Annotated in this window: 17 protein-coding genes; 9 read left to right on the top strand and 8 right to left on the bottom strand. The window is 44.2% G+C overall.

Features of this window, described 5'->3' with window-relative positions:
- Positions 1-252: 252 nt before the first annotated feature.
- Complete coding sequence (locus GVO60_RS03630) at positions 253-1,248, top strand: LacI family DNA-binding transcriptional regulator (RefSeq protein ID WP_159651229.1); 996 nt, start codon at positions 253-255, stop codon at positions 1,246-1,248.
- Positions 1,249-1,314: 66 nt separating this feature from the next.
- Here GVO60_RS03630 and GVO60_RS03625 read toward each other — a convergent pair whose 3' ends face one another.
- Positions 1,315-2,097 carry a type 2 periplasmic-binding domain-containing protein gene (locus GVO60_RS03625; RefSeq protein ID WP_159651228.1) on the bottom strand — a complete coding sequence of 261 codons (783 nt, stop codon included), beginning with the start codon at positions 2,095-2,097 and terminating at the stop codon, positions 1,315-1,317.
- 437 nt (positions 2,098-2,534) lie between these two features.
- Between GVO60_RS03625 and GVO60_RS03620 the strand changes: the two genes are divergently transcribed.
- The 6 genes from GVO60_RS03620 to GVO60_RS03595 all read left to right on the top strand — a co-directional run bounded on the left by GVO60_RS03620 (position 2,535) and on the right by GVO60_RS03595 (position 11,721).
- Positions 2,535-4,172 (top strand): ABC transporter substrate-binding protein, encoded by a 1,638-nt coding sequence (locus GVO60_RS03620; protein ID WP_159651227.1) that lies wholly within the window; start codon positions 2,535-2,537, stop codon positions 4,170-4,172.
- 66 nt (positions 4,173-4,238) lie between these two features.
- Positions 4,239-5,213, top strand: coding sequence for an ABC transporter permease (locus tag GVO60_RS03615; RefSeq protein WP_159651226.1), 975 nt, complete (start codon positions 4,239-4,241; stop codon positions 5,211-5,213).
- A gap of 9 nt (positions 5,214-5,222) precedes the next feature.
- Positions 5,223-6,212: an ABC transporter permease gene (locus tag GVO60_RS03610; RefSeq protein ID WP_159651225.1), complete on the top strand. Its 990-nt coding sequence runs from the start codon at positions 5,223-5,225 to the stop codon at positions 6,210-6,212.
- The gene (locus GVO60_RS03605) at positions 6,209-7,162 is read left to right on the top strand and encodes an ABC transporter ATP-binding protein (RefSeq protein WP_159651224.1); all 954 of its coding nucleotides are present in this window, start codon (positions 6,209-6,211) and stop codon (positions 7,160-7,162) included. Before GVO60_RS03610 ends, GVO60_RS03605 begins: the two co-directional genes overlap by 4 nt.
- A gap of 12 nt (positions 7,163-7,174) precedes the next feature.
- Entirely contained in the window at positions 7,175-8,155 is a 981-nt protein-coding gene (locus GVO60_RS03600; protein ID WP_159651223.1) for an ABC transporter ATP-binding protein, read from the top strand.
- A gap of 119 nt (positions 8,156-8,274) precedes the next feature.
- Positions 8,275-11,721 carry a 1,3-beta-D-glucan phosphorylase, GH149 family gene (locus tag GVO60_RS03595; RefSeq protein WP_159651222.1) on the top strand — a complete coding sequence of 1,149 codons (3,447 nt, stop codon included), beginning with the start codon at positions 8,275-8,277 and terminating at the stop codon, positions 11,719-11,721.
- Positions 11,722-11,819: 98 nt separating this feature from the next.
- Here the strand turns inward: GVO60_RS03595 and GVO60_RS03590 are convergent, their stop codons facing one another.
- The gene (locus GVO60_RS03590) at positions 11,820-12,101 is read right to left on the bottom strand and encodes a hypothetical protein (RefSeq protein WP_159651221.1); all 282 of its coding nucleotides are present in this window, start codon (positions 12,099-12,101) and stop codon (positions 11,820-11,822) included.
- Between the two features lie 166 nt (positions 12,102-12,267).
- Between GVO60_RS03590 and GVO60_RS03585 the strand changes: the two genes are divergently transcribed.
- Positions 12,268-12,684 carry a hypothetical protein gene (locus GVO60_RS03585; protein WP_159651220.1) on the top strand — a complete coding sequence of 139 codons (417 nt, stop codon included), beginning with the start codon at positions 12,268-12,270 and terminating at the stop codon, positions 12,682-12,684.
- Positions 12,685-12,888: 204 nt separating this feature from the next.
- Positions 12,889-13,692 (top strand): Cof-type HAD-IIB family hydrolase, encoded by an 804-nt coding sequence (locus tag GVO60_RS03580; RefSeq protein WP_159651219.1) that lies wholly within the window; start codon positions 12,889-12,891, stop codon positions 13,690-13,692.
- Here the strand turns inward: GVO60_RS03580 and gloA2 are convergent, their stop codons facing one another.
- The 6 genes from gloA2 to GVO60_RS03550 form a co-directional block, all read right to left on the bottom strand.
- The gene (gloA2, locus tag GVO60_RS03575; protein WP_159651218.1) at positions 13,693-14,079 is read right to left on the bottom strand and encodes an SMU1112c/YaeR family gloxylase I-like metalloprotein; all 387 of its coding nucleotides are present in this window, start codon (positions 14,077-14,079) and stop codon (positions 13,693-13,695) included.
- Positions 14,080-14,094: 15 nt separating this feature from the next.
- A complete protein-coding gene (locus GVO60_RS03570) occupies positions 14,095-14,523 on the bottom strand; it encodes a VOC family protein (protein WP_159651217.1) in 429 nt (142 codons plus the stop codon).
- 41 nt (positions 14,524-14,564) lie between these two features.
- Positions 14,565-15,215: a hypothetical protein gene (locus GVO60_RS03565; protein ID WP_159651216.1), complete on the bottom strand. Its 651-nt coding sequence runs from the start codon at positions 15,213-15,215 to the stop codon at positions 14,565-14,567.
- 287 nt (positions 15,216-15,502) lie between these two features.
- Entirely contained in the window at positions 15,503-17,683 is a 2,181-nt protein-coding gene (gene glgB, locus GVO60_RS03560) for a 1,4-alpha-glucan branching protein GlgB (RefSeq protein ID WP_159651215.1), read from the bottom strand.
- A 159-nt stretch (positions 17,684-17,842) separates the two neighbouring features.
- Positions 17,843-20,023 (bottom strand): 4-alpha-glucanotransferase, encoded by a 2,181-nt coding sequence (gene malQ / locus GVO60_RS03555; RefSeq protein ID WP_159651214.1) that lies wholly within the window; start codon positions 20,021-20,023, stop codon positions 17,843-17,845.
- 98 nt (positions 20,024-20,121) lie between these two features.
- On the bottom strand, positions 20,122-22,575 hold the full coding sequence (locus GVO60_RS03550) for a glycogen/starch/alpha-glucan phosphorylase (protein WP_159651213.1): 2,454 nt from the start codon (positions 22,573-22,575) through the stop codon (positions 20,122-20,124).
- Between the last annotated feature and the right edge of the window lie 171 nt (positions 22,576-22,746).

Genomic DNA, 22,746 nt, shown 5'->3' with positions numbered 1-22,746 from the left:
TCGCCTTTCTCAACTATTACGGCATTTTATTGATCAAGAGCTTCACTATTACGCTGGAACATGGTGATAATGCCAACGAATAACCCCTACAAAATGAGATTCAAATCAAAAGGAAAGCGCTTTCTTTAGTTTGTAATCACATTTATGGGGTAAAATGGAGATAAATGTGGAGTCCTGCTAGGAAAGCGAGTAAACAGTAGAATAACAACAGGTTGTTAGATGCTACCTCCCCCTTAAAGATGAGTTAATGCCTTGATTACGATTAAAGAAGTCGCTGAGTTAGCTAAAGTGTCCCAAGCTACCGTATCTCGCGCAATCAATAACCACCCGACAGTCAAAGACGCAAACCGTAAGAAAGTTTTTGCCGCTATTGAGCAACTAGGTTACAAGCCGAATGCGTTTGCTCAAGCATTAGCATCAAGCCGCTCAAACAGTATCGGAATGTTGGTAGGTTCACTGGATGGTCCATTTTATGGGCCGCTAATGCATCATACTGAAGACACTATTCGTCAAAACAACAATCATCTGATCGTCACTAGCGGCCAGGAGTCACACACCAAAGAAAGAGATTCCATTGAGTTTCTTCGTTCTAAGCGTGTCGACGGATTTATTCTGCATTCAGACAAACTTTCTGATGACGAATTGATTGATGTGGTTAAAAATACGCCTGCAACGATCATTCTTAATCGCTATATCCCTGATATTTCAGATAATTGTATTTATATTGACAACGAACTGGGTGGCTATCTGGCAACAAAGCACTTACTCGATCACGGTCATAAGAATATCGCTTGTATTACAGGTCAACTGAGTAAAGGTGATAGCCGAGAACGCTTACAAGGTTATCGCTTGGCGTTGGCAGAAGCGGGCATCACTTATAACCCTTCCTATGTGATAGAAGGACGCTTTGACCACGATGGCAACCATGACCGAACCCGACGATTACTTGACCGCGCGCCAGACATTACCGCAGTATTCTGCCAAAACGACAATATTGCGCTCGCAGTTTATGACGTCGCAGCAGAGAGAGAAATCATCATCGGTAAAGAGCTTTCTGTCGTTGGTTTCGATAATGACTACCACAGCGCTCATATAAGACCGCGTTTAACGACCATTAACTTTCCTGTTGAAGAAATGGGGAAAGAAGCAGCCAAAGGGGTGTTGGCCATGGTTCAAGAAACTGAAGTTAAAATCAAACAGCAGCTTCACCCTAAACTGATCGATCGCGATTCCGTCGGTCGAGTCTAATATCAGTTACCATAAAAAAGAGCAGGTATCACCTGCTCTTTTTTGATCTTACTACTAGGGCGTGCTCTACTTCTTAACGTTATTTAAACTCAACTCGAACATAACTTCGTAGCCAGCCGGCAATAATGGATTTTGTAAAGTGAGCTTCTTGCGACTGTCTAACTTAGCTTGCTCTATCACCGAACCGTAATGCTGATCGAATAGAGAAGAAATCTCGGTTTGTTTCGCTTCCCACTGCTCACACAAGCGTTCTGCCAACATTGGTTGATGTTGGTTTAGATAAAATACCAATGGAAACGGGTAATAAATAGCGAGCGTTGGTTCAATGACTAGATCAGATCGATTCACTGTTTGCCTCGACAATATATCTTCCGCCTCATTCGCTCCCAAAGTAATAAAATCGACCGTACCATCGGCAACCCAACCTAACATATCATCCAACGTCCCTGCTTCTAGGACATCAAAACCGTTAGCACGAAAGAGCTCGGCATCAACCCAAGTGTCAGGTACACCCACTCTTTTTTGCTGTAATTCCCGTAAGGATAACGAACAAAATTCATCCACTCTTTTTTGAGCGACGATACATAACCTCCAGCCCAGCAGACCACGGCAAAGCGGCTGTTTGATTTCAATCAAACGTTTACCCGCAAACTTGCTGTTTCCCGCCACTGTCACAAGGATGTCCGCACCTTTATCTAACACAGCCCCTTCATCTTCCGCGCAAGGATAGTCGGTAACATCGTTGTCTATCAGTTCAAACATACCGGAGTTTTCAAACAAGCATTCTAGCAAGTCATACTCATATGCTTGCCTCGCTGGAGATTTATTCCCATTCCAAAACTTAATCATATTTCCCCCTGAAATCATCCACCCTTTTGCAAGAACTTTACTCTTCACCGCTCCCAAAGAAAGCGGTTTCTTTTCTTTTGGCTATTTTTGTGAACACAAGCAAATAAATTATGTGGAAAAGAGTGATCGAGCTCTAAAGATCGAGCGTTATTCAGAAAAAACACCTAGGTATTTGCTCTTTACATACACAAACAGCATTATTACCAGAAAAACCAAATTTAATTATAAGTACATGAAATATAAAATTTTTATTCCCAAAAAATCAGTTTAATACCCGTTTATTTGCGAAATTGGGAACTGTGATCTATCGTCTGTTTTTAAGACAAAATTTTGAAGTATCCCTACGAACAAGATAAAACAGAATCAAGAAAGCGCTTTCTTATAGAATTCGCTTCCGGGGGATGAATAAAAATGACTAATTTAACAAGGACAATGTGATGCTGAAGAAAACTCTTATCGCGACACTTGCTACTGGATTAATCTGTTCCACTGCGGTTGTGCAAGCGGAAGGTATCAAGCAAGGGGGCACGCTTACGGTTCCTATCGTAAACACCGGCTTTGTCGACAACTACAACCCATACACAACGAAAGATCTTCTACATGGCATCATGTTTGAGCCTCTTATGGTTTTCAACAACATGACGGGTGAAACGGATTTTCGTTTAGCTGAGTCTTTCGCTTTTTCAGACGACCTAAAAACACTGACGGTTAAAATGCGTAATAACCTAAAGTGGTCTGATGGTACACCTCTTACTGCTGAAGATGTTGCGTTCAGTTTCCTACTAACAAAAGATGTTCCAGCCTTCGATCAAAAAGGCATCTGGTCTGGTAAAAACCTAAAATCAATCACAACACCAGATGAAAAAACCGTCGTATTTGAACTAAACGAAGCTGATTCTACGTTCGCTTGGAACCTAGAGCGTTACCATATTGTGCCAAAACACATCTGGTCAAAAGTTGACGACCTTACTACCTTTACCAACCCAAATCCTGTCGGCAGCGGCCCAATGACTGAGGTTAAATTCCTCAAGCCACAGCAAATGGAACTGTGTCGCAACCCAAATTATTACTTGGAAGGTCGTCCATACCTTGACTGCGTGAATTTCCGTTCTTACAACGATAACTCACAAATTCAACCAGCCTTAATCAAAGGTGAGATTGACTGGGGTTCAAACTTTATTGCCGATGTTGAAGCAACATTTGTAGAAAAAGACAAAGCGAACAACCATTTCTGGTATCCAGCAAATGACGCGATTCACCTTTACGTCAATACCAAGAAAGCACCATTCGATGATCTTCGTGTTCGCCAAGCACTTTCTATGGCTCTTGATCGCGAAACGATTGTCGATATCGCAGCTTATGGTTACCCAACGGTCAACTACAACGTAGGCGGCATCGCGGAACTATATAAGAGCCACATAGACCAAGGCGTCAATAAGAAATACGGCAACCTAACCCAATACGATGCAGATAAGGCAAAAGCACTGCTAGATGAAGCGGGTCTGGTTGATAAAAACGGTGATGGCTACCGTGACAATCTTGATGGTTCAGATATCTCTTTTGATATCGAAGTAGTAAACGGTTGGACAGACTGGATTCAAGTCGTTCAAATGGTGACAGAATACTTCGATGAAGTGGGTATTAAAGCGAACGTGAAGACGGTTGACTGGGCGGTTTACGATAAAAACCTGAAAGAGAGTAACTACACCATGTCAATCAACTGGTCACTTGTTGCAACGCACCCAATTCTTGCTTACCAAGAGTACTTTTCTACATCAAGAATCGGTAAAACTTGGCACGCGGGACACGGTGTAAACTCACCTGAGATCGACAAGCTAATCGACACATTCGGTAAGATTGGCGACCCTCAGAAACAAGAAGCAATCATCTCTGAATTGCAAGAATACACAGCAGAGAATATGCCATTTATTCCACTGTTCTCTAACGCGACTTGGTTCCAATACAGCACTAAAAAAGTGGTGGGTTGGCCTAGCGAGAAAGACCCATACGTTCAACCAGTATGGTACGACGGCGGTAAGCGCGTAATTATTCTTAACAACCTACACCTTAAATAGTCTTTATCACTAGCAAATACACGGAGCCTAAACTTAGGTTGGGCTCCTAGATTAAAAAGGTTCGTTATGTCGTTTTTAGTTCGCCGATTTGGCTTTTATTTCACCGCATTTTTAATTGCGATATCCTTCAACTTTATGCTGCCACGTTTAATGCCGGGTGACCCTGTCGATGCGCTATTTGCTGCTGCGCAAGGCCGAATGGATCCAGCACAAATGGATGCCGTCCGTGAAATGTACGGTTTCGTTGATGGCAACATTTTCGAGCAATACTTCGCTTACATTAAGAGTGTTTTCACTCTAGACCTTGGTCCTTCAGTCCTAATGTTTCCTGTTAGTGTTTCTGACGTTATCGCTAACGCACTACCTTGGACTATGTTCCTCGCATTGGGCTCTTTGATCGTGGCACTTATTATTGGTGTCAGTATCGGTACTTATGCCTCTTACCGACGCGAAGGCTTCTTCGGTCAGGTTGTCCCACCAGTATTAGCTTTTATCAGTAACTTCCCTTATATCGTTACTGCACTTCTACTGTTTTATTTCTTCGGCTTAAAGCTGGAAGTATTACCCCTAGCGTATACCTACGACCCTTCACTCGATCCTGGGTTTACGTGGGAATTTATTTCCAGTGTCGCTAAACACGCCGTTTTACCTGTTGGTTCTATGGTCATCGTTGGCATCTCAACTTGGGTATTTAACATGCGTAACGCGATGATCAACGTACTGGGTGAAGACTACGTCACAATGGCGGAAGCAAAAGGCTTAAGCACATACCGCGTAATGTCTCGCTACGCAGGGCGCAACGCGATATTGCCAGTTGCAACTGCGATTGCCATGGCGATTGGTTTTTCCTTTGCTGGTTCAATCATGACTGAAGTGGTCTTTAACTATCAGGGCCTTGGCAACATTCTGCTTAAAGGTATCGTGGCACGTGATTACCCACTCATTCAAGCCATTCTGTTGATTCTGGTATCAGCTGTTTTAACAGCCAACTTCATCGCCGACCTGCTCTATGTTTGGCTCGATCCACGTATTTCGAATTAAGGGTGCATCATGGACAAACTCATTAACACAACGTCGTCTTCTGCCCATGCTTTGACTAAACGTGAATCAAAGTTTTCGTGGCAACAAATTAAGAAAACATTGGGTAAAGCTTACGCTTTCTTTTACGGCAATCCACCAGCGATCATCGGCGGCTTGTTGCTCTCTATCGTACTTGCTGGCGCTATCTTTGCTCCAGTACTCGCAACCCACAATCCAGAAAAGCGCGTGGCTCGCCCACACCAGCCACCAAGTGCAGAGCACTACTTAGGCACAACTCGAAGTGGTCGAGATGTATATAGCCAGGTTCTATACGGCGCACGCAAATCACTGTCTGTTGCGATATCTGCAGGTGTGATTGCGATGAGCTTGGCAGTCATTGTCGGCGTTTCTTCTGGTTACTTTGGTGGCAAAATCGATGACCGTCTGAACTTTTTAACCAATGTTTTCTTGGTTTTCCCTCAGCTTCCATTATTGATCGTACTCGCCGCATTTTTGGGGCAAGTCGGGTCCCTGGTGATAACCATACTGCTAGGGGTCACCTCCTGGCCCTGGGGGGCGCGGGTAATTCGGGCACAGACAATGGCAATTCGAAGCAAAGAGTTCATCATTTCAGCTGAAGTTATGGGTGAGTCGAAAATCCGCATCATCCTAGTCGAAATCTTACCGAACCTAGTCTCAATCGTATTTGGTGGTTTCTTAGGCACCGTTATCTACGCAATGGGTTCTGAAGCTGGCCTAGGGATTCTTGGATTGGGTGACGCGACGGAAGTGAGCTGGGGTTCAATGCTCTATTGGGCTCAGACATCATCATCACTCTACACTGGTGCATGGTGGGAGATGTTAGTTCCGGCAATGGCTCTTGCAATTACGGGGGGCGCTCTAGCCCTAATCAATATGTCTATTGACCAAGTCAGTAACCCGAAACTGCGTACTGGCCCACACATCAAACTATGGCATCAACTGAAAAAAGAAGCTGATAAACGCAGAGGTCTAAGATGAGTAAGTTACTAGAAATCAATAATCTATGCGTTGACTATGTCTCACCAAATGGCGTAGCTCGTGCGGTCAATAATGTCAGCGTTTCCATTGCTCCTGGTGAAACTCTTGGTATTGCTGGCGAATCCGGTTGTGGTAAGAGTACATTAGCTTTTGCGATTTCTCGTCTGCATAAGGCTCCGGCTCTGATTTCGGAAGGTGAAATCATCTACAACGGCCAAGACGTGTTAAAGATGAATGATCGCCAACTACGTAAGTTTCGTTGGAATGATGTATCTGTCGTCTTTCAAAGTGCGATGAACTCACTCAACCCAGTCATTACTATTGGTGAGCAATTAACTGACGTGATCCTGGCGCACCGCAAGATCCCGTACAAACAAGCTCATGAACGTTCGGTAGAACTGCTCAATATCGTGGGTATTCACGGCGACCGCATGGCAAGTTTTCCTCACCAATTAAGTGGTGGCATGCGCCAACGAGTGGTGATTGCCATTGCTTTGGCTCTTGAACCTAAACTCATCATCATGGATGAACCAACAACAGCACTCGATGTGGTTGTCGAGCGTGAAATTCTTAATGAACTGTACGAACTTAAAAACAAGTTTGGCTTTTCTATTTTATTCATCAGTCATGATTTGAGCTTGATGGGTGAGATTGCTGACCGCATCGGTGTCATGTATGCGGGTAACCTGATTGAGCTCGGGGACGCTCAACAAGTCTTTGGCGATCCTCAACATCCATATACTAAAGGCCTTATCTCATCGTTTCCGACCATCCATGGGCCGAAGGAACGCTTGTACGGCATACCTGGTAACCCTGTCAACCTGCTGCAAATCCCTCAAGGCTGTAATTTCCAAGAGCGATGCAGTGAATGCTTTACCCAGTGTAAGCAAGCAGAACCGACATTAGCACGCGTTGATAACGGCAACTTAGTCTCTTGCCACCTCGTCTAACAGGAGAGAAACATGGAAAAAGCAACAAATCCTGAGGTCATTCTCTCAGTTAAAAACTTGGTCAAAGACTTCCCGCTAGGTCAATCGGTTAAAAGTAACCTGATGCGCGCCGTAAATGACGTATCTTTCGATTTACGCAAAGGTGAAGCTCTTGCGATTGTTGGTGAGTCAGGCTCAGGGAAAAGCACTGGAGCGCGCGTCTTGACGCGAATCTACGATAAAACTAATGGACAAGTCGAATTCAAAGGCCAAGAGCTAAGCGAATATATCGAAGAACATGGTGAGCTTGAATATGCGCGCCAAGTTCAGATGATATTCCAAGACCCATTTGGCTCTTTAAACCCAGTTCATACCATTTATCACCATATCGCTCGCCCGTTGATGATTCACAACAGAGCAGATAAAGAAGCCATTCCACAGTTAGTGTATGAGCTACTCGATCTGGTCGGTCTGTCACCTGTCAAAGAGACCGCAGAGAAGTACCCTCATGAATTGAGTGGTGGTCAACGTCAGCGTGTTGCAATCGCACGTGCTATTGCAGTTGATCCTGAAGTCATCCTTGCTGACGAGCCGATTTCGATGCTGGATGTTTCGGTTCGACTGGGCATCTTAAACCTGATGTCAGACTTGAAAGACAAGCATGGCATTTCGTTCATGTACATCACGCATGACATCGCGACTGCGCGTTACTTCGCAGAGAAAACCGCAGTAATGTACGTAGGGCACATGGTGGAATGGGGTAACAGCGATAGCGTGACACAAAATCCGCAGCACCCTTATTCTCAACTGCTTCTTTCTGCTGTTCCTGAAGTCGGTAAAGCAGGAAAACGTGAGTTAGAAGCAAAAAAAGGTGAGATACCACTATGGAAGCCAAGCAGCGTCGGTTGCCCTTTTGCAAGCCGATGCCTTAAAGCCACTGCGGAATGTACCCAGTCGATCCCAGAGCCAACAAAGGTGGGAGAAGACCATTATGCACGCTGCCACCACCTTTAATTAAATAACGTATTCAAACATACATGTCAGTCCAAGCTCGCAGAGATAATCTCTCTGCAGCTTGGCTAGGGTCTCTATTGCCCAAAATCTACGGCATGTAAGTAAAAAGGAACAAAATAATGACTTTTGAGTATCAATCTCACTTACCTGTCACTGGTCAATTCGTCGATTTAGAAGGCGAGCGATTCTATAAGATCAGCAACGTCGACCAAATGAAACCATTTTTCATCAGTGTTGTTTCAGCAAGCGACCATTGGCTGTTCATCTCTTCAACGGGTAGCTTATCTGCAGGTCGAATTCGCCCTGAAAATGCGCTATTTCCATACCGATCTGTCGATCATATTCATGAAAGTGCGGACAATACTGGTTCAAAAACCATCGTTAGGGTGCAAAGAGGGGACGGTGCCGTACTGTGGGAACCATTCAACCCTCATCACGATGGTCTTTACAAGACTGAACGTAATCTCTACAAAAATACCGTGGGGGACAAGCTCGTTTTTGAAGAGATTAACCACTCTCTAGAGCTAAAATTTAGCTACAGTTGGAGTACCAGTGAGCGCTATGGCTTTGTCCGCCAGTGTGAGTTTACTAACTTAAGTAACGAGCAGCGAAATCTAGAATTAATCGATGGCGTACAAAACCTGCTCCCTTCTGGTGCTCCTTTATCGGCACTGCAAACACGCAGCGCATTGGTTGACGCATACAAATGGAACGAACGTGTTGATTCATCTTCGCTCGCTCTTTACACCATGTACGCTAAGCTTAGTGACCGAGCTGAACCTGCAGAATCTCTACTTGCAACGACAGTCTTCGCTCTAGACCAAGGTGAGCACCAATTACTTCTTAGCAGTGAACAACTAGGCGCATTCCGTCAAGGTCGAGCTATCCATCAAGAGCCACTCACTAAAGGCGTTCGCGGCAGCTACCTCATTCACAAAACGCTCAGCTTGAAACCGACTGAGAATCAAGGCTGGGCCATCGTAGCTGATATCGATAAAAACCATAAAGAAGTCTGTGAACTCACTGACCTTTTAGACAAACCCGCAGATCTACGTCTAACCGTTGAGCAAAGTATCGCCGATAATCAAAATGATCTGGTTAAGTTGATGTCAGGCGCAGATGCATGGCAGTTAACTAACGAAGAAAGTACCAGTGTGCACCATTACGCCAACGTGCTGTTTAACAACATGCGTGGTGGTGTGATTGAGAATAACTACGACTTAGATAAACAAGACGTAGTGAAAACGCTGCATAACGCAAACAAACAGATTGCTGAAAAGCACCACGCTTTTTTTGCTGATTTGCCAGACAGTTTCACTCATGCAGAACTTGTCGAAGCCGCGAAAAAAGCTCAAGACCCGCAGTTGGTTCGCTTAAGTTATGAGTATCTACCCCTAACTTTCGGCCGTCGTCATGGCGATCCTAGCCGCCCTTGGAACCATTATGAGATCAAACTAAAAGACGAAAATGGTGAGCGCTTGCTCTCTTATCAAGGTAACTGGCGCGATATCTTCCAAAACTGGGAAGCCATCGCTTTAAGCTACCCAGGATTTATTCAATCTTTCATCGCGAAATTTGTGAATGCCTCAACCATTGACGGTTACAACCCATATCGTATTACTAAAGACGGCATCGACTGGGAACTGCTTGAGCCTGAGGATCCTTGGAGCAATATTGGCTACTGGGGCGATCACCAAATCATTTATTTGCTTAAATTCCTAGAACTGGCGAAGCAATATCAAGGTGACGAACTGACGGCTCAGTTAACAAGTGATATTTACAGCTACGCGAATGTCCCTTACAAGCTTTGTTCAGTAGAGCAGCTATTTGTTAATCCAAAAGATACCGTATCATTTGATCAAGAGTTGCAAGACGAAATCGAACAACGTGTCGATACATTGGGCAGCGATGGTCGTCTGCTTGTGGAAGGTGGCGACCAAGTTTATATGGTTAACCTAACGGAAAAAATTCTCGTTCCTTTACTGTCTAAGTTGAGCAACTTAGTCATTGATGGCGGTATTTGGCTCAATACCCAACGACCAGAATGGAACGACGCTAACAACGCCATTGTCGGCAACGGCTTATCTATGGTCACCTTGTACTACATGCGTCGTTACGTCGCGTTTACTATGGAACTACTAAAAACGGCGCCAGACGCGATTTCTATGTCGAAAGAAGTGCTGGATTGGATGCTATCCATTCATAAAGTTCTACAAGACGCGAACAAAGAAATCCGTCAAGAGACCGTTACACGTCAAACTCGCAAAGCAATTCTGACTCAGCTAGAAAAAGCATTCGAGCTCTACCGCAACCGCGTTTATCGTATGAAAGGCTTCTCGGGCAAAACTCAAGTTGAGCTCAGTGCAATCCAAGAAATGCTCGCCACCAGCTTAGATGTATTAGATTCAAGCATTAACAATAACTTACGCCAAGATGGATTGTTCAATGCCTACAATATCGTCACGTACACTGGTGAAAGCCTAAACATTGAAGAACTCTACCCTATGCTAGAAGGCCAAGTTGCAGCTCTAAGCTCTGGTGTTCTTTCTCCAAAAGAAGCAGTCGCATTGCTTGATCAACTGTTTTCAAGTGGCATGTACCGCGCCGATCAGCACAGCTTTATGCTTTACCCTGATCGTGAACTTCCGAGCTTCATGGCTAAGAACCAAATCGATGCTGAACAAATCGCGGCTTCACCACTGCTTTCAGCCATGCTTAATGCGGGTGATCAACGTATCATCAATCAAGACGCAATGGGTCAAGTACACTTTAACCCAACATTTGAAAATGCCGATTTCCTATCCGCGGTATTAACGTCTATTGGTGATAACGAGTACAAAGAGCTGAATGACGAAGCGTTAGAGTCGGTATATGACCTATATGAGCAGGTCTTCAACCACAAAGCCTTCACAGGCCGCTCAGGTACCATGTTTGGCTACGAAGGCTTAGGTTGTATCTACTGGCACATGGTTTCTAAACTGCTACTGGCTGTGCAAGAAAACTACCTAGCGTCACGCGACATCGATCCAAACAGTGAAGAAACCGCTAAGCTGGCGAATTACTACTATCAGGTACGTGCAGGCATTGGTTTTAACAAAACACCAGATAACTACGGTGCCTTCCCAACAGACCCATATTCGCATACACCGAAACAAGCAGGTGCTCAGCAACCAGGTATGACAGGTCAGGTGAAAGAAGAAGTTATCACCCGATTTACTGAGCTAGGCATCGAAGTCGAAAATGGAACCATTGGCATTAATCCAACATTGCTGACCAAGCAAGAGTTCTTAACCGAAGATGCTCAGTTCAACTGTCTCAATGTTTTGGGTGAACAGTGCAGCTATAAAGTAGAACCAAACCAATTGGCATTTACCTACTGTCAGGTACCGTTTATTTATCAGCTCGCGGATACTGCAAGCGTAACGTGCTTCTTTACGGATGGGAGCAGTCAGCAAATTGATGGCTTAGTATTAAGCGCACCTCTTAGCGGACACCTGTTTAAACGTGATAACCAAATCAAAAAAATAAAGGTGTTACTTCCTAAACACCAACTTCTAAATCGCTAGTTCTAGCAACTTAGACTTTGCGGGCCATTAAGTTTTTCGGGGGAGAACTTAGTGGCCTGCTTTTTTATCTAAATACAAACCGAATAGTAAGCACACACCTAATTGATTGGTGTCACCGTTACTTCACCGTCTATATCCCATTTTGCTAATTGGTACTCGACCAACACTTCATTGCTAAAAGTAAAGGTAAGATCGTGCTGATCATCATAAGGATAAATTAGAAGATCAACTTCTTCGATAGTGACGGTTTGTTTGGGCTCTCCATAACCTTGTTTAAGTTCGTTAATTGTCGTTTTCCCTACCTCAATGACTACCTCATCTGACGCAATGACAGAACCAAAAGAAAACATTAACACCATAATCAATAGTAACTTTTTCAACTTCATGACCTCTAGATTGCTCTAAATACAAACCGTTATATTTTAACTTAGCTGGAAAGATGCTTAGGTAAGAATTGAAAGAAACCAAGTAAGATTTGTAAGCATACAAAGACTCTAAATCTGTTGCCTTTTACTATAAGAAAAGTTTTTAATTGAGGATATTAGAGTGAAAAAGCTACTCATACTTATGCTGTTCAGCATGCCAGTCTTGGCAAATAATATTTCAACCGGATACCTCGGTGTCGATAGCTTTTTTAGTGGCTCTAAAGGTTCTATCCAATACGGCGCTCAGTTTTCAACTGGAAATGAGATGAATTTTGGTTATGAACTCGATTACACTCGATACGAGTCCCACTATTCCTACGGTGTAAACATTAAACCAAGCTTTTACCTTGTAAATCGCTTTTTTATCTCTCCAATCGCTGGCTTCCACAAATTCAGTAGTGATGAATACAGCCCTATCTACGGTTTGGAAGCTTCCCATTACTGGCAATTTATTGAACTGAAAGTTGGGGTCAAGAAAACAGATGCCAGTATTGAAGACGACGTTAATTATTATGCTGGCGTGGCACTAAGATTTTGATCCTCAAAGCTCCGGTTATTCTTATACTCGCTTGATTTGCAAGCGTTGCTGATACAATCCCTAACAAACAAAACCATGAAAATGCCTTACCAACAAAGATAAGGCATTTTCATTGCGCGAAATCACTTGAGCAATCCATATACTCAGGTAACTTAGAGAGTGAATTCCAATTACTGAAGTCCTCTGACTCACTCCGAAAACACTATGTCACAATCTACTATTAAATTCGTTGCCGCCGATATGGATGGCACGCTGCTTGATGAAAACAGTCAACTCAACCCTGAGTTTTTCAACCTATATGAACAACTTGAAGAAAAAGGGATCATTTTTGCTGCGGCTTCTGGGCGCCAATATTACAGCTTGATTGAAACGTTCGCACCCGTAAAAGATCGCATGATGTTCATCGCCGAAAATGGCACGCTTGTCATGCACAAAGGCGAAGAGCTCTATAGCTGTGAAATTGACAAACCTTCTATTGAAAGCATCATTAAAGAAGCTCGCGCGATTGAAGGTGCTCATATTGTGCTTTGTGGCAAAAAATCCGCTTACATAGAGACCCAAGATCCAAAAGCATTGGCAGAATTTGCTAAGTATTATCACCGATGCCAATACGTTGAAGACTTATTAGCTGTTGAAGATGATTTTATTAAAGTCGCGATTTGCCACTTTGATGGTTCTGAACAATTAGTTTACCCAACCATCAATCAAGCCTTTGGCAAGTCGCATCAAGTTGTTGTCAGTGCAAAGATCTGGCTAGACGTAATGAATGCTCAAGCATCAAAAGGAGCGGCTATTGAGCACCTACAAAACAGCTTAGATTTTACTTACGAGCAAACGATGAGTTTTGGGGATTATTTAAACGATCTAGAAATGCTCAAGGCAAGCTATCATTCATATGCGATGGAGAACGCTCACCCAGTCGTCAAACAAACGGCTCGCTTTGGCGCACCAAGTAACGTTGAAGCCGGCGTGTTCACTGTTATTCAGCAGCAACTGTTAGCCGACTAACTACACTTCATAAAGCTCTAGTGGTAAGCCGTCAGGATCTTGAAAAAAGGTAAACGGCTTACCTGTGAACTCGTCGATTCGGATCGGCTCTACGAGAACATCTTGGCTTTTAAGATAACCAACATACTGTTCAACAGAGTCCACTTTAAAAGCCAAATGCCTTAATCCTCGAGCCTCAGGCCTGGAATGTCTTTGTGGTGGGTGAGGGAATGAAAACAGCTCGATTTGACTACCGTCAGGCAATGCCAAATCAAGCTTGTATGAATCTCTTTCTTTCCGGTAATTCTCCGCAAGCACCTCTAGTTTGAGTACATGCGTGTAAAAACGTTTAGATGCATGATAATCAGAACAAATTACCGCAACATGATGGATACCAAGCAAGCTCATCCTAGCTCTCCGTCACTAATCAATAACTAACGAGCCATCATCATTGAAATCCCAGCAATCTCCATAAGCGACTTCCCATAAATAGCCATCAGGATCAGAGAAATAACCGCTATACCCACCCCAGAACACATCTTGCGCAGGTTTTTCTAACTTGGCTCCAGCGCCGACGGCTAAAGCAAGTACATCATCAACAGCTTGTTTGGAGCGAGTATTGTGCGCGAGTGTTACACCACTAAACCCTTCACGTGTCGAAGCCATTTGTGGAGAAACGTCCTCCGCCAGCGCTTCTAAAGGGTACAAAGCAAGGCAAACACCACCAGTTTTAAAAAAGACGATGCCATCTTCTGGTGTCTTAGAGGAAGGAAAACCCAACTGAGAATAAAACTGGAATGAACGGGTTAAATCTTTGACGCCCAAAGTGATGATACTAATTCTCGGTTCCATGGTTTTTCCTTAAACTCGTAGCTAGTGATGTTGAATCACCATTATGACTCTTTATTATCGGAAAACATATCGAAGCTCATACCAAATGTAGCAAAAATCAGATCTTCACCCGCTCGAACTTCTGCAAAATACTGATCAGAACGGTAACCAATAAAGCCTGCGAGCTTATCTTGCATTAGCGCAGGATCGTTTAAATCCGTTGCAGCTTCAAAACCTAGGTATAAAGGCAAATCAAAGTTTGGCTGTAGGTTATATTGATAGCGACCAATCGCCCACATCGCCCACTCACCATTAGTGATTGAGTTTTGATGCTCTGGATCAATGATGCGATCATCGATTTGATACTCTTCCTTAGCAAAGGTTCCTTTCCAACGTGCGCTAAACCAATGGCTTTCATTTAAACGGTAACGAGCGCCCGTTTCCCAAGTATGTGAATGGCGAAGTTCTGAATCCCCCATTGAAAACTTAACCATTGCATCCCAATTCTCAAAATCATGGATGTACTGGATACCAATGCCCCACTCGACACTGTTCTTTTGATGATAAAAACCCGGCAAGTCACTGTAGGGCAAGTCGTAATAATACTTAGATTCCCCTACGTAAGTACCATCTAACAGATCCACAGACACTTGTAATTCTGAAGCAGCAACATTTGCCGAACAAACCAACAGCGGCACTAAATATTTCTTCATTCTATTACCTTTATAAAAGTTAGAAACATTCCATGTTTTTGTTTTGACCTATTGGCTATATCAATCAAAACTCCACCTGCCCATTCAGTATATGAACAGTGTTTTATTATCAATACATTGTAGTTTTATAAATTCCAACTTCAATAAGAGTTATACAATTGATTTATTAATATTGATTAATTAAAGGCGTTGTACAAATGAGACAAAAACGATATTGGTATTGACATGCCATATATAAAAAAAGCGCCCAACATGAGTTGGGCGCTTTTTACTTTAACTGATGTGTTTTATTTTAGCTTATAAAAGACTGTCGCCAATGGAGGTAAGCTGATCAATAGAGATTGCTCAAGACCTTCACTTGAGACACTCTCAGTCTGAATATTCGCTTTCACAGCAAAGTCACTACCATTGTATTCTGCCGCATCCGTATTCAGTAATAACTCATAACGACCTTGATTAGGAACACCAATGCGGAACGACTCGTGAGGAACAGGTGTAAAGTTACTGATCACAAGAATGCGTTCACCTTCTTCACTGATACGTTCATGCGCCAAAATTGATGCATCAGCAGCATCTTGCAATCGCCATTCAAAGCCTGATGGATCACAATCCAGTTCATGCATTGCTTTTTCATTTCGATATAGCATGTTGAGGTCACGCGTGAGTGCTTGTACACCTTGATGACGCTCAAACTCAAGTAAGAACCACTGCAACTGATCATCGTGATTCCATTCAGCAGTTTGACCAAGCTCAGCGCCCATGAAGTTCAGCTTTTTACCCGGCTGCGCGTACATATAACCCAAATACGCTCGTAAGTTAGCCGTTTGCTGCCATTCGTCACCCGGCATCTTATTGTGAATAGAGCCTTTACCGTAAACAACTTCATCATGAGAGAGAGACAACACATAGTTCTCGCTATGCGCATACACCAATGGGAAAGTGATCGTATTGTGGTGGAATTTACGATGGACAGGGTCTTCTTGAATGTAAGAAAGTGAATCATGCATCCACCCCATATTCCACTTAAAGCCAAAGCCTAAGCCGCCCATGAACGTTGGTGCAGAAACGCCTGGGAATGCCGTTGATTCTTCAGCAATCGTCATCGCATTCGGGAAGTACTTATACACTTCCTCATTCATCCATTTTAGTGTCGCAATCGCATCATAGTTCTCGTTACCGCCATCCACATTCGGAATCCACTGATCGTGGCTACGTGAATAGTCGAGATACAGCATTGAAGCAACCGCATCAACACGAATGCCATCAATATGAAATTGCTCAAACCAATACAGAGCGTTAGAAACAAGGAAGCGGCGGACGTGCTCACGGCCTAAATCGTAAATGTAAGAATTCCAGTCTTGGTGCCAACCGCGACGAGGATCAGGATCATGGAACAGCGGCGTACCATCAAAGTTCGCCAAACCGTGATCGTCCGATGGAAAATGCGCTGGCACCCAATCTAGCACCACGCCAAGACCCGCTTGGTGACACTGATCGACAAAGTATTTGAAATCATCAGGTGAACCGTAACGGCTAGTTGGCGCAAATAAGCCTACAGGTTGATAACCCCACGAACCGTAAAATGGGTGTTCGGAAACAGGCATCAACTCTACATGGCTATAGCCCATTTCTACTAGGTATGGGATCAACTCATCGGCTAACTCTCGGTAATTTAAGAAATCACCATTGTCGTCGCGACGCCATGAACCAGCGTGTAACTCATAGAAAGAAAGAGCCTCTTTGCGCTTTTCGGTTACTGGACGAGTCTGCCATTTATCATCTTGCCATGCGTATCGGTCATGGTCATAAGTAATCGACGAAAATGATGGGTATTGCTCAGAGTACGCCCCCCAAGGGTCGGCTTTATGAGGTAAGCCTTCCCCATTTGGACCTTTCAGTTCGAACTTATATTGAGAGCCTTCTGGCAGGTTAGGTATAAACAGACCCCAAATTCCGTAATCAAGACGCTGCATTGGGGTACGACGCCCATCCCACTGGTTAAAGTCACCGACTAAACTGCAAGCAGTAGCATGAGGAGCGTAAACGAGAAAACGTGTGCCAGAAATCTGTTTGCCATCGCGTTCAAGAGTAATGAATTGCGCGCCCATGTGCTTGTACATTTCTTTAGGCGTATGCAGGTCATCGTACTCTGCGTAAATGGTATGGTATTGGTAAGGGTCATCAACGAGCTGCTCTGTGCCTTCCCAGTTGACTGCAAGTTGATAATGGGTGAAGTGTAAATCACGTTCTTGCTTTAAAACGAATCCCGACGCATCTTCACGTTCTAGTTGAATACGCTCTTCACCTTCAATCACTAATTCCACAGAATCCGCGCCTGGCATCCATACACGCAAAGCGCCATCTTCAGGGTCAAGAAACGGCCCTAAGAATGAAAAAGGATCGACAAATGCCGCGTGAGAAAGCTGGTTATATGCCTGTGTTTTTTTATCCAGAGTTGCCGTTTTCAAGTGTATTTCTCCCTAACCGAACTTTCTTATTGTTCTAAATTATAAAAAGCCCGCTAAATAGTGCGGGCTTAAACTAGCGTGTCGAAAGTTTACTGAATTACGGGTTTACTTAGAGTGATAGAGTCGATACTTTTCTATGTAACCCATGAAACAGAGTGACTATTTGCTTACCTTAGTACGCACTTCGGTAAGTTGATGCGCAATTCGATTAACCCCTTCATGTGCAAAGACTTCATCAAGGTTCATGGTTAGCTTACGGCGCCAGTTTGGATACTCATCAACAGTGCCCGGAATGTTGACCGGATTATCCATTTCTAACCAGTCTTCCAACTGAACACTGAGCAGTGTTGAAGAACCCGCTGCAACATGCAGTTGTAGCGCTTCTGCTAGATGTGAGTCCATTGGCACATACTGAGCATCACGCCCTACACCATCAGGTAAGTAACCATGCCAAGCAACGGAATCTAAAATACCTTGCTTACACTCTAAACGATTTGCAAACAGCGTTTTTAGCTGCTCCTCATCTGGGTATAAGCCTAGCTCTTGGCCCATCTTCAGGTCATCACAATGCCAGAATCCGCGCAGAGTTGGCATATCGTGCGTACACAAAGCTGACATAGATTGCTCAGCGTAGTGTGCCGGAGAAATAAAGCCACCGTCCTCTTCTGATGTTTCGAAGAAGAATACCTTGTATGAGTGAACGCCCGCTTCACGCAGAATCTCAACAATCTCATCAGGAACTGTGCCTAAATCTTCACCAATCACACTGCATTGATGACGATGTGATTCTAGGGCCAAGATTGCTAGCATATCTTCTACTGGGTAGTAGATGTAAGCACCTTTAGTTGCGTTTTCACCTTTTGGAATCCACCAAAGACGAAGTAAACCCAATACGTGGTCAATACGTAGAGCACCACAATGCTTCATGTTGGCACGCAGTAGCTTGATATACGCGTCGTAGCTGGTCGCTTGAAGCACTTGTGGGTTTAGTGGAGGGAGCCCCCAGTTTTGACCAAGAGGACCAAGGATATCCGGCGGAGCACCAATGCTCGCATCCATCACTAGGTTACCGTCATCAGCCCAAGTTTCACTGCCAGAATCTGCAACGCCTACCGCAAGGTCTCGGTATAAACCGACAGACATGCCTTTCTCTTCAGCCAGGACTTGCGCTTCATTAATTTGCGCATCGGCGACCCACTGAAGGTACATGTACAGGTGCACTAGCTCTTGATTTTGTTCGATAAACTTCGCAACCGCAGGGTTCTCAAAGCTACGATATTCTTCAGGGAATACAGGCCAGCCCCAAACATTACTGTCTTCTGCATGTAACTTAGAGTGAAGTGCATCAAAAGCAGCTTGGTGAACTAAACTGTCACCACCTTGCTCAACAAACGCTAAAAATGCCTGGGCACGTTCGCTATTCTTGTCTAAGTGACGCTTTTTGAACTCACTGAACAGTAGTGGCAGAACGCTCATTTTTAGATCTGACACTTCAGTGTAATTCACCCAGTGAGATTCACGCGCTTTTTGCAGACGTTGCTGGAACTCAGCACTGCCCACTTTTTGTTGCGCTTCAATACTCAAGGAAAACTCAGGTACCGAGCTCACATCAATATATAGAATATTCAACCAACGACGTGAAGATGGGCTGTATGGGCTTGCCCCTTCTGGGTTTGCCGGGAACAAAGAATGAATCGGGTTCAAACCAACAAAATCACCACCGCGAGAAGCGATATCTGCAACCAACTGTTTCAGATCCCCAAAATCACCGATACCCCAGTTATGCTGAGTACGCAAAGTGTAAAGCTGTACACTTGGGCCCCACATTTTTTTACCACGTTCAATTTCACCCTGCTTGTAACACGCTTTAGGTGTCACAATCAGCGTCATCTCATATGGCGATTTACGACGCTTACGAGTGATCGTTAGCTTGTGGTAACCCCAAGCCAAATCACTCGGTAATGCAAACACTAAAGGGCCACCCTCTTTACGTTCATCACGTACAATTTGAGATTGAAGATAGCCTTCAAGTACCTCTCCCTGCTCAGTATCTAGCTGCCAGCTAAACTCACTTTCACGGGCACTTGCACCAAGATTTAGTGCAACTTCTACTGGCTCTCCATCGCGAACAACAAGCACGGGATCAAGAACATCCTTCTTGTGCTTTTTCTCCGCTGATTGAAGAAGAGTTTCATCGTTGGTTGTGTCGTAGCCTAGAGACGCAAGCAAGTGACGAATGGTTTCGTCTTCAACTTTTGCTTCATCGCCCCACGCGCTTACGTAGCTGTCGGCGATTCTAGCCATTTCTGCGACTTGTTTTAATGCGTTTTGTTCTTTCATCGCTCTCTCCGAAGGACTGCATATACCTTCAAAATGTAGGGTAATTAATTATTTAAAGAGATGAGCCAAGGCATATTGCCTTGGCTTTTTTTATCGAATTAGCGTTTTACCGACTCTAATTTCCAAATGTTATTTACATAGTCTCGAATTGAGCGGTCTGATGTAAATTTACCAACCAAGGCTGTGTTAAGAATCGCTTTCTTAGCCCAACCTGCTTGGTCTTGGTATTGCTTGCTCATATCTTCGTGCGCTTGAACATAAGAAGCAAAATCTGCCAAACATAGGTAAGGGTCACCGCCATCTAATAGGCTATCGAACGTAGCTCGTAAAAGACCAGGTTGACCTGGAGTAAACTCTTCACCCACAAGTAGATCAAGAGACGCTTTCAGTAGCGGGTCTGCGTGGTAGTAGTCATAAGGGTTGTAACCTTGCGCTTTCACTGCTTGTACGCCATCAACATCTAGGCCAAAGATGTAGATGTTTTCGTCACCCACTTCTTCACGAATCTCAACGTTCGCACCATCCATAGTACCGATAGTTAGTGCACCGTTTAACGCCATCTTCATGTTACCTGTACCTGAAGCTTCTTTACCCGCTAGCGAGATTTGTTGAGAAACGTCTGCTGCAGGGATAATGATTTCAGCCATGCTCACACGGTAATCAGGGATGAAGACCACTTTCAGCTTGTTGCCAATACGTGGGTCGTTGTTGATCTTCTCTGCCACCTTGTTCACCGCGAAGATGATCTCTTTCGCTAGGTGGTAACCTGGTGCTGCTTTTGCGGCAAAGAAACATACGCGCGGCGTACATTCGAAACCTGGTTCGTTAAGGATTCGGTGGTATAGAGAAAGAATGTGTAGCAGATCTAAGTGCTGACGCTTGTACTCGTGTAGACGTTTAATTTGAACGTCAAAGATAGCGTTAGTATCTAGCTCAATACCCATGTTTTCCTGAACCCAATCCGCAAGGCGCTGTTTGTTTTGCTTCTTAACAGCCATGAATTCTTTTTGGAATTTCGCGTCTGTCGCAAACTGAGCAATACCTTCAAGCTGTTCTAGTTTCGCCGGCCATTCAGTACCAATCTTCTCAGAGATAAGGTTCGATAGGCCTGGGTTACAGAACTTCAACCAACGACGTGGGGTAATACCATTCGTTACGTTTGTCAGTTTACCTGGGAAAATCTCGTTAAATTCTGGGAAAAGATCTTTCTTAACCAATTGTGAGTGAAGTGCAGCCACACCGTTCACTTTGTAAGAGCCGATCACACATAGGTTAGCCATGCGAACCATGCGGTTGAAACCTTCTTGGATGATTGAAAGCTTCGCTTGCTTCTCACCATCACCAGGCCACATCTTACGAACTTCTTGTAGGAAGCGGTGGTTGATTTCAAAGATGATTTCCATATGACGAGGAAGTAGACGCTGGATTAACGACTCTGGCCATGTCTCTAATGCTTCTGGAAGTAGCGTGTGGTTAGTATAAGCGAATGTATTCGCGCTGATTTCCCACGCTTTGTCCCAAGATAGGCCTTTCTCATCGATCAGAATGCGCATCAGTTCAGGGATCGCGATCGTTGGGTGCGTATCGTTTAGCTGAATCGTCTCTTGTTTAGGAAGATCCGCTAATGCGTAACCTGCCGCTTCGTGACGACGGAGAATATCGCGAACAGAGGCAGCTGAATGGAAGTACTGCTGCATTAGGCGCAGAGTTTTACCTTTCTCGTGGTTATCATTTGGGTAAAGAACTTTAGTGATGTTACCTGCATCAATCAGAGAGTGCTGAGCTTCAAAGTAATCACCGTTGTTAAAACTTGCTAGTGAGAATGGAGCAATTGCCTGACATTCCCAAAGACGCAGCGGGTAAACCGTGTCTGATTCATAGCCTACAATTGGTAGATCCCAAGGCATCGCTTTTACTTCCATACCAGGAACCCAAGTACGAACTTCGCGGCCGTCTACGTATTCAACATCCACATGACCGTAAAAACCGATGTTTTGTGCCAGTTCCGGACGAGCCACTTCCCATGGGTAACCTTCAACACCACGCCAAGCATCTGGCGCTTCTTTTTGGCGACCTTCTTGGAACGATTGCTTAAATAGACCGTACTCATAGTGCAGACCGTAGCCTACTGTTGGGAATTCTTGTGCAGCACATGAATCCATAAAACATGCCGCTAGGCGACCTAGACCACCGTTACCCAGTGAAGGGTCGCGTTCTTCTTCAAGCAAGTCAGTCAAGTTATGACCTAGCTCTTGCATCGCGTCTGTAATCTGTTCGTAAAGACCCATGCTGATTAGGTTATTACCCGTTAGGCGACCGATTAAGAATTCTAAAGATAAGTAGTTAACACTTTTTGCGCTTTGGATTTTAGGATCTTGTTCAGTCTTAAGAAGATCCAGCGTTGTCAATTCAGCAAGTGCTCGGCCCATTGCCAAATACCAATCACGCGGAGTCGCGGTCGCTTCTGTTTTTGCGTAAGTCGTGGAAAGGTGTTGTTTTACGCTTTCTTGGAATGAAGCTTTATCAAATTTTTTCTGTTGCGTAGGTTTCATTAGAGAAATCTCACTTATTAGTTCTAATCCATCTGAGACATATCGTGCATGTGCTCGGCTAGCAAAACATCCTCCTCCTAAACGGCGTATTGGGAGGAGGACAAAGGGCGTAGAGGGCGTATTCATTTAAGCTCAGTGATCTGACTCTCAATTCAATATTGTTCAAGCAGT

It is taken from the genome of Vibrio atypicus, assembly GCF_009811315.1.
Classification (GTDB): Bacteria; Pseudomonadota; Gammaproteobacteria; order Enterobacterales; family Vibrionaceae; genus Vibrio; species Vibrio atypicus.
This window is presented reverse-complemented; position numbering and strand designations above follow the sequence as displayed.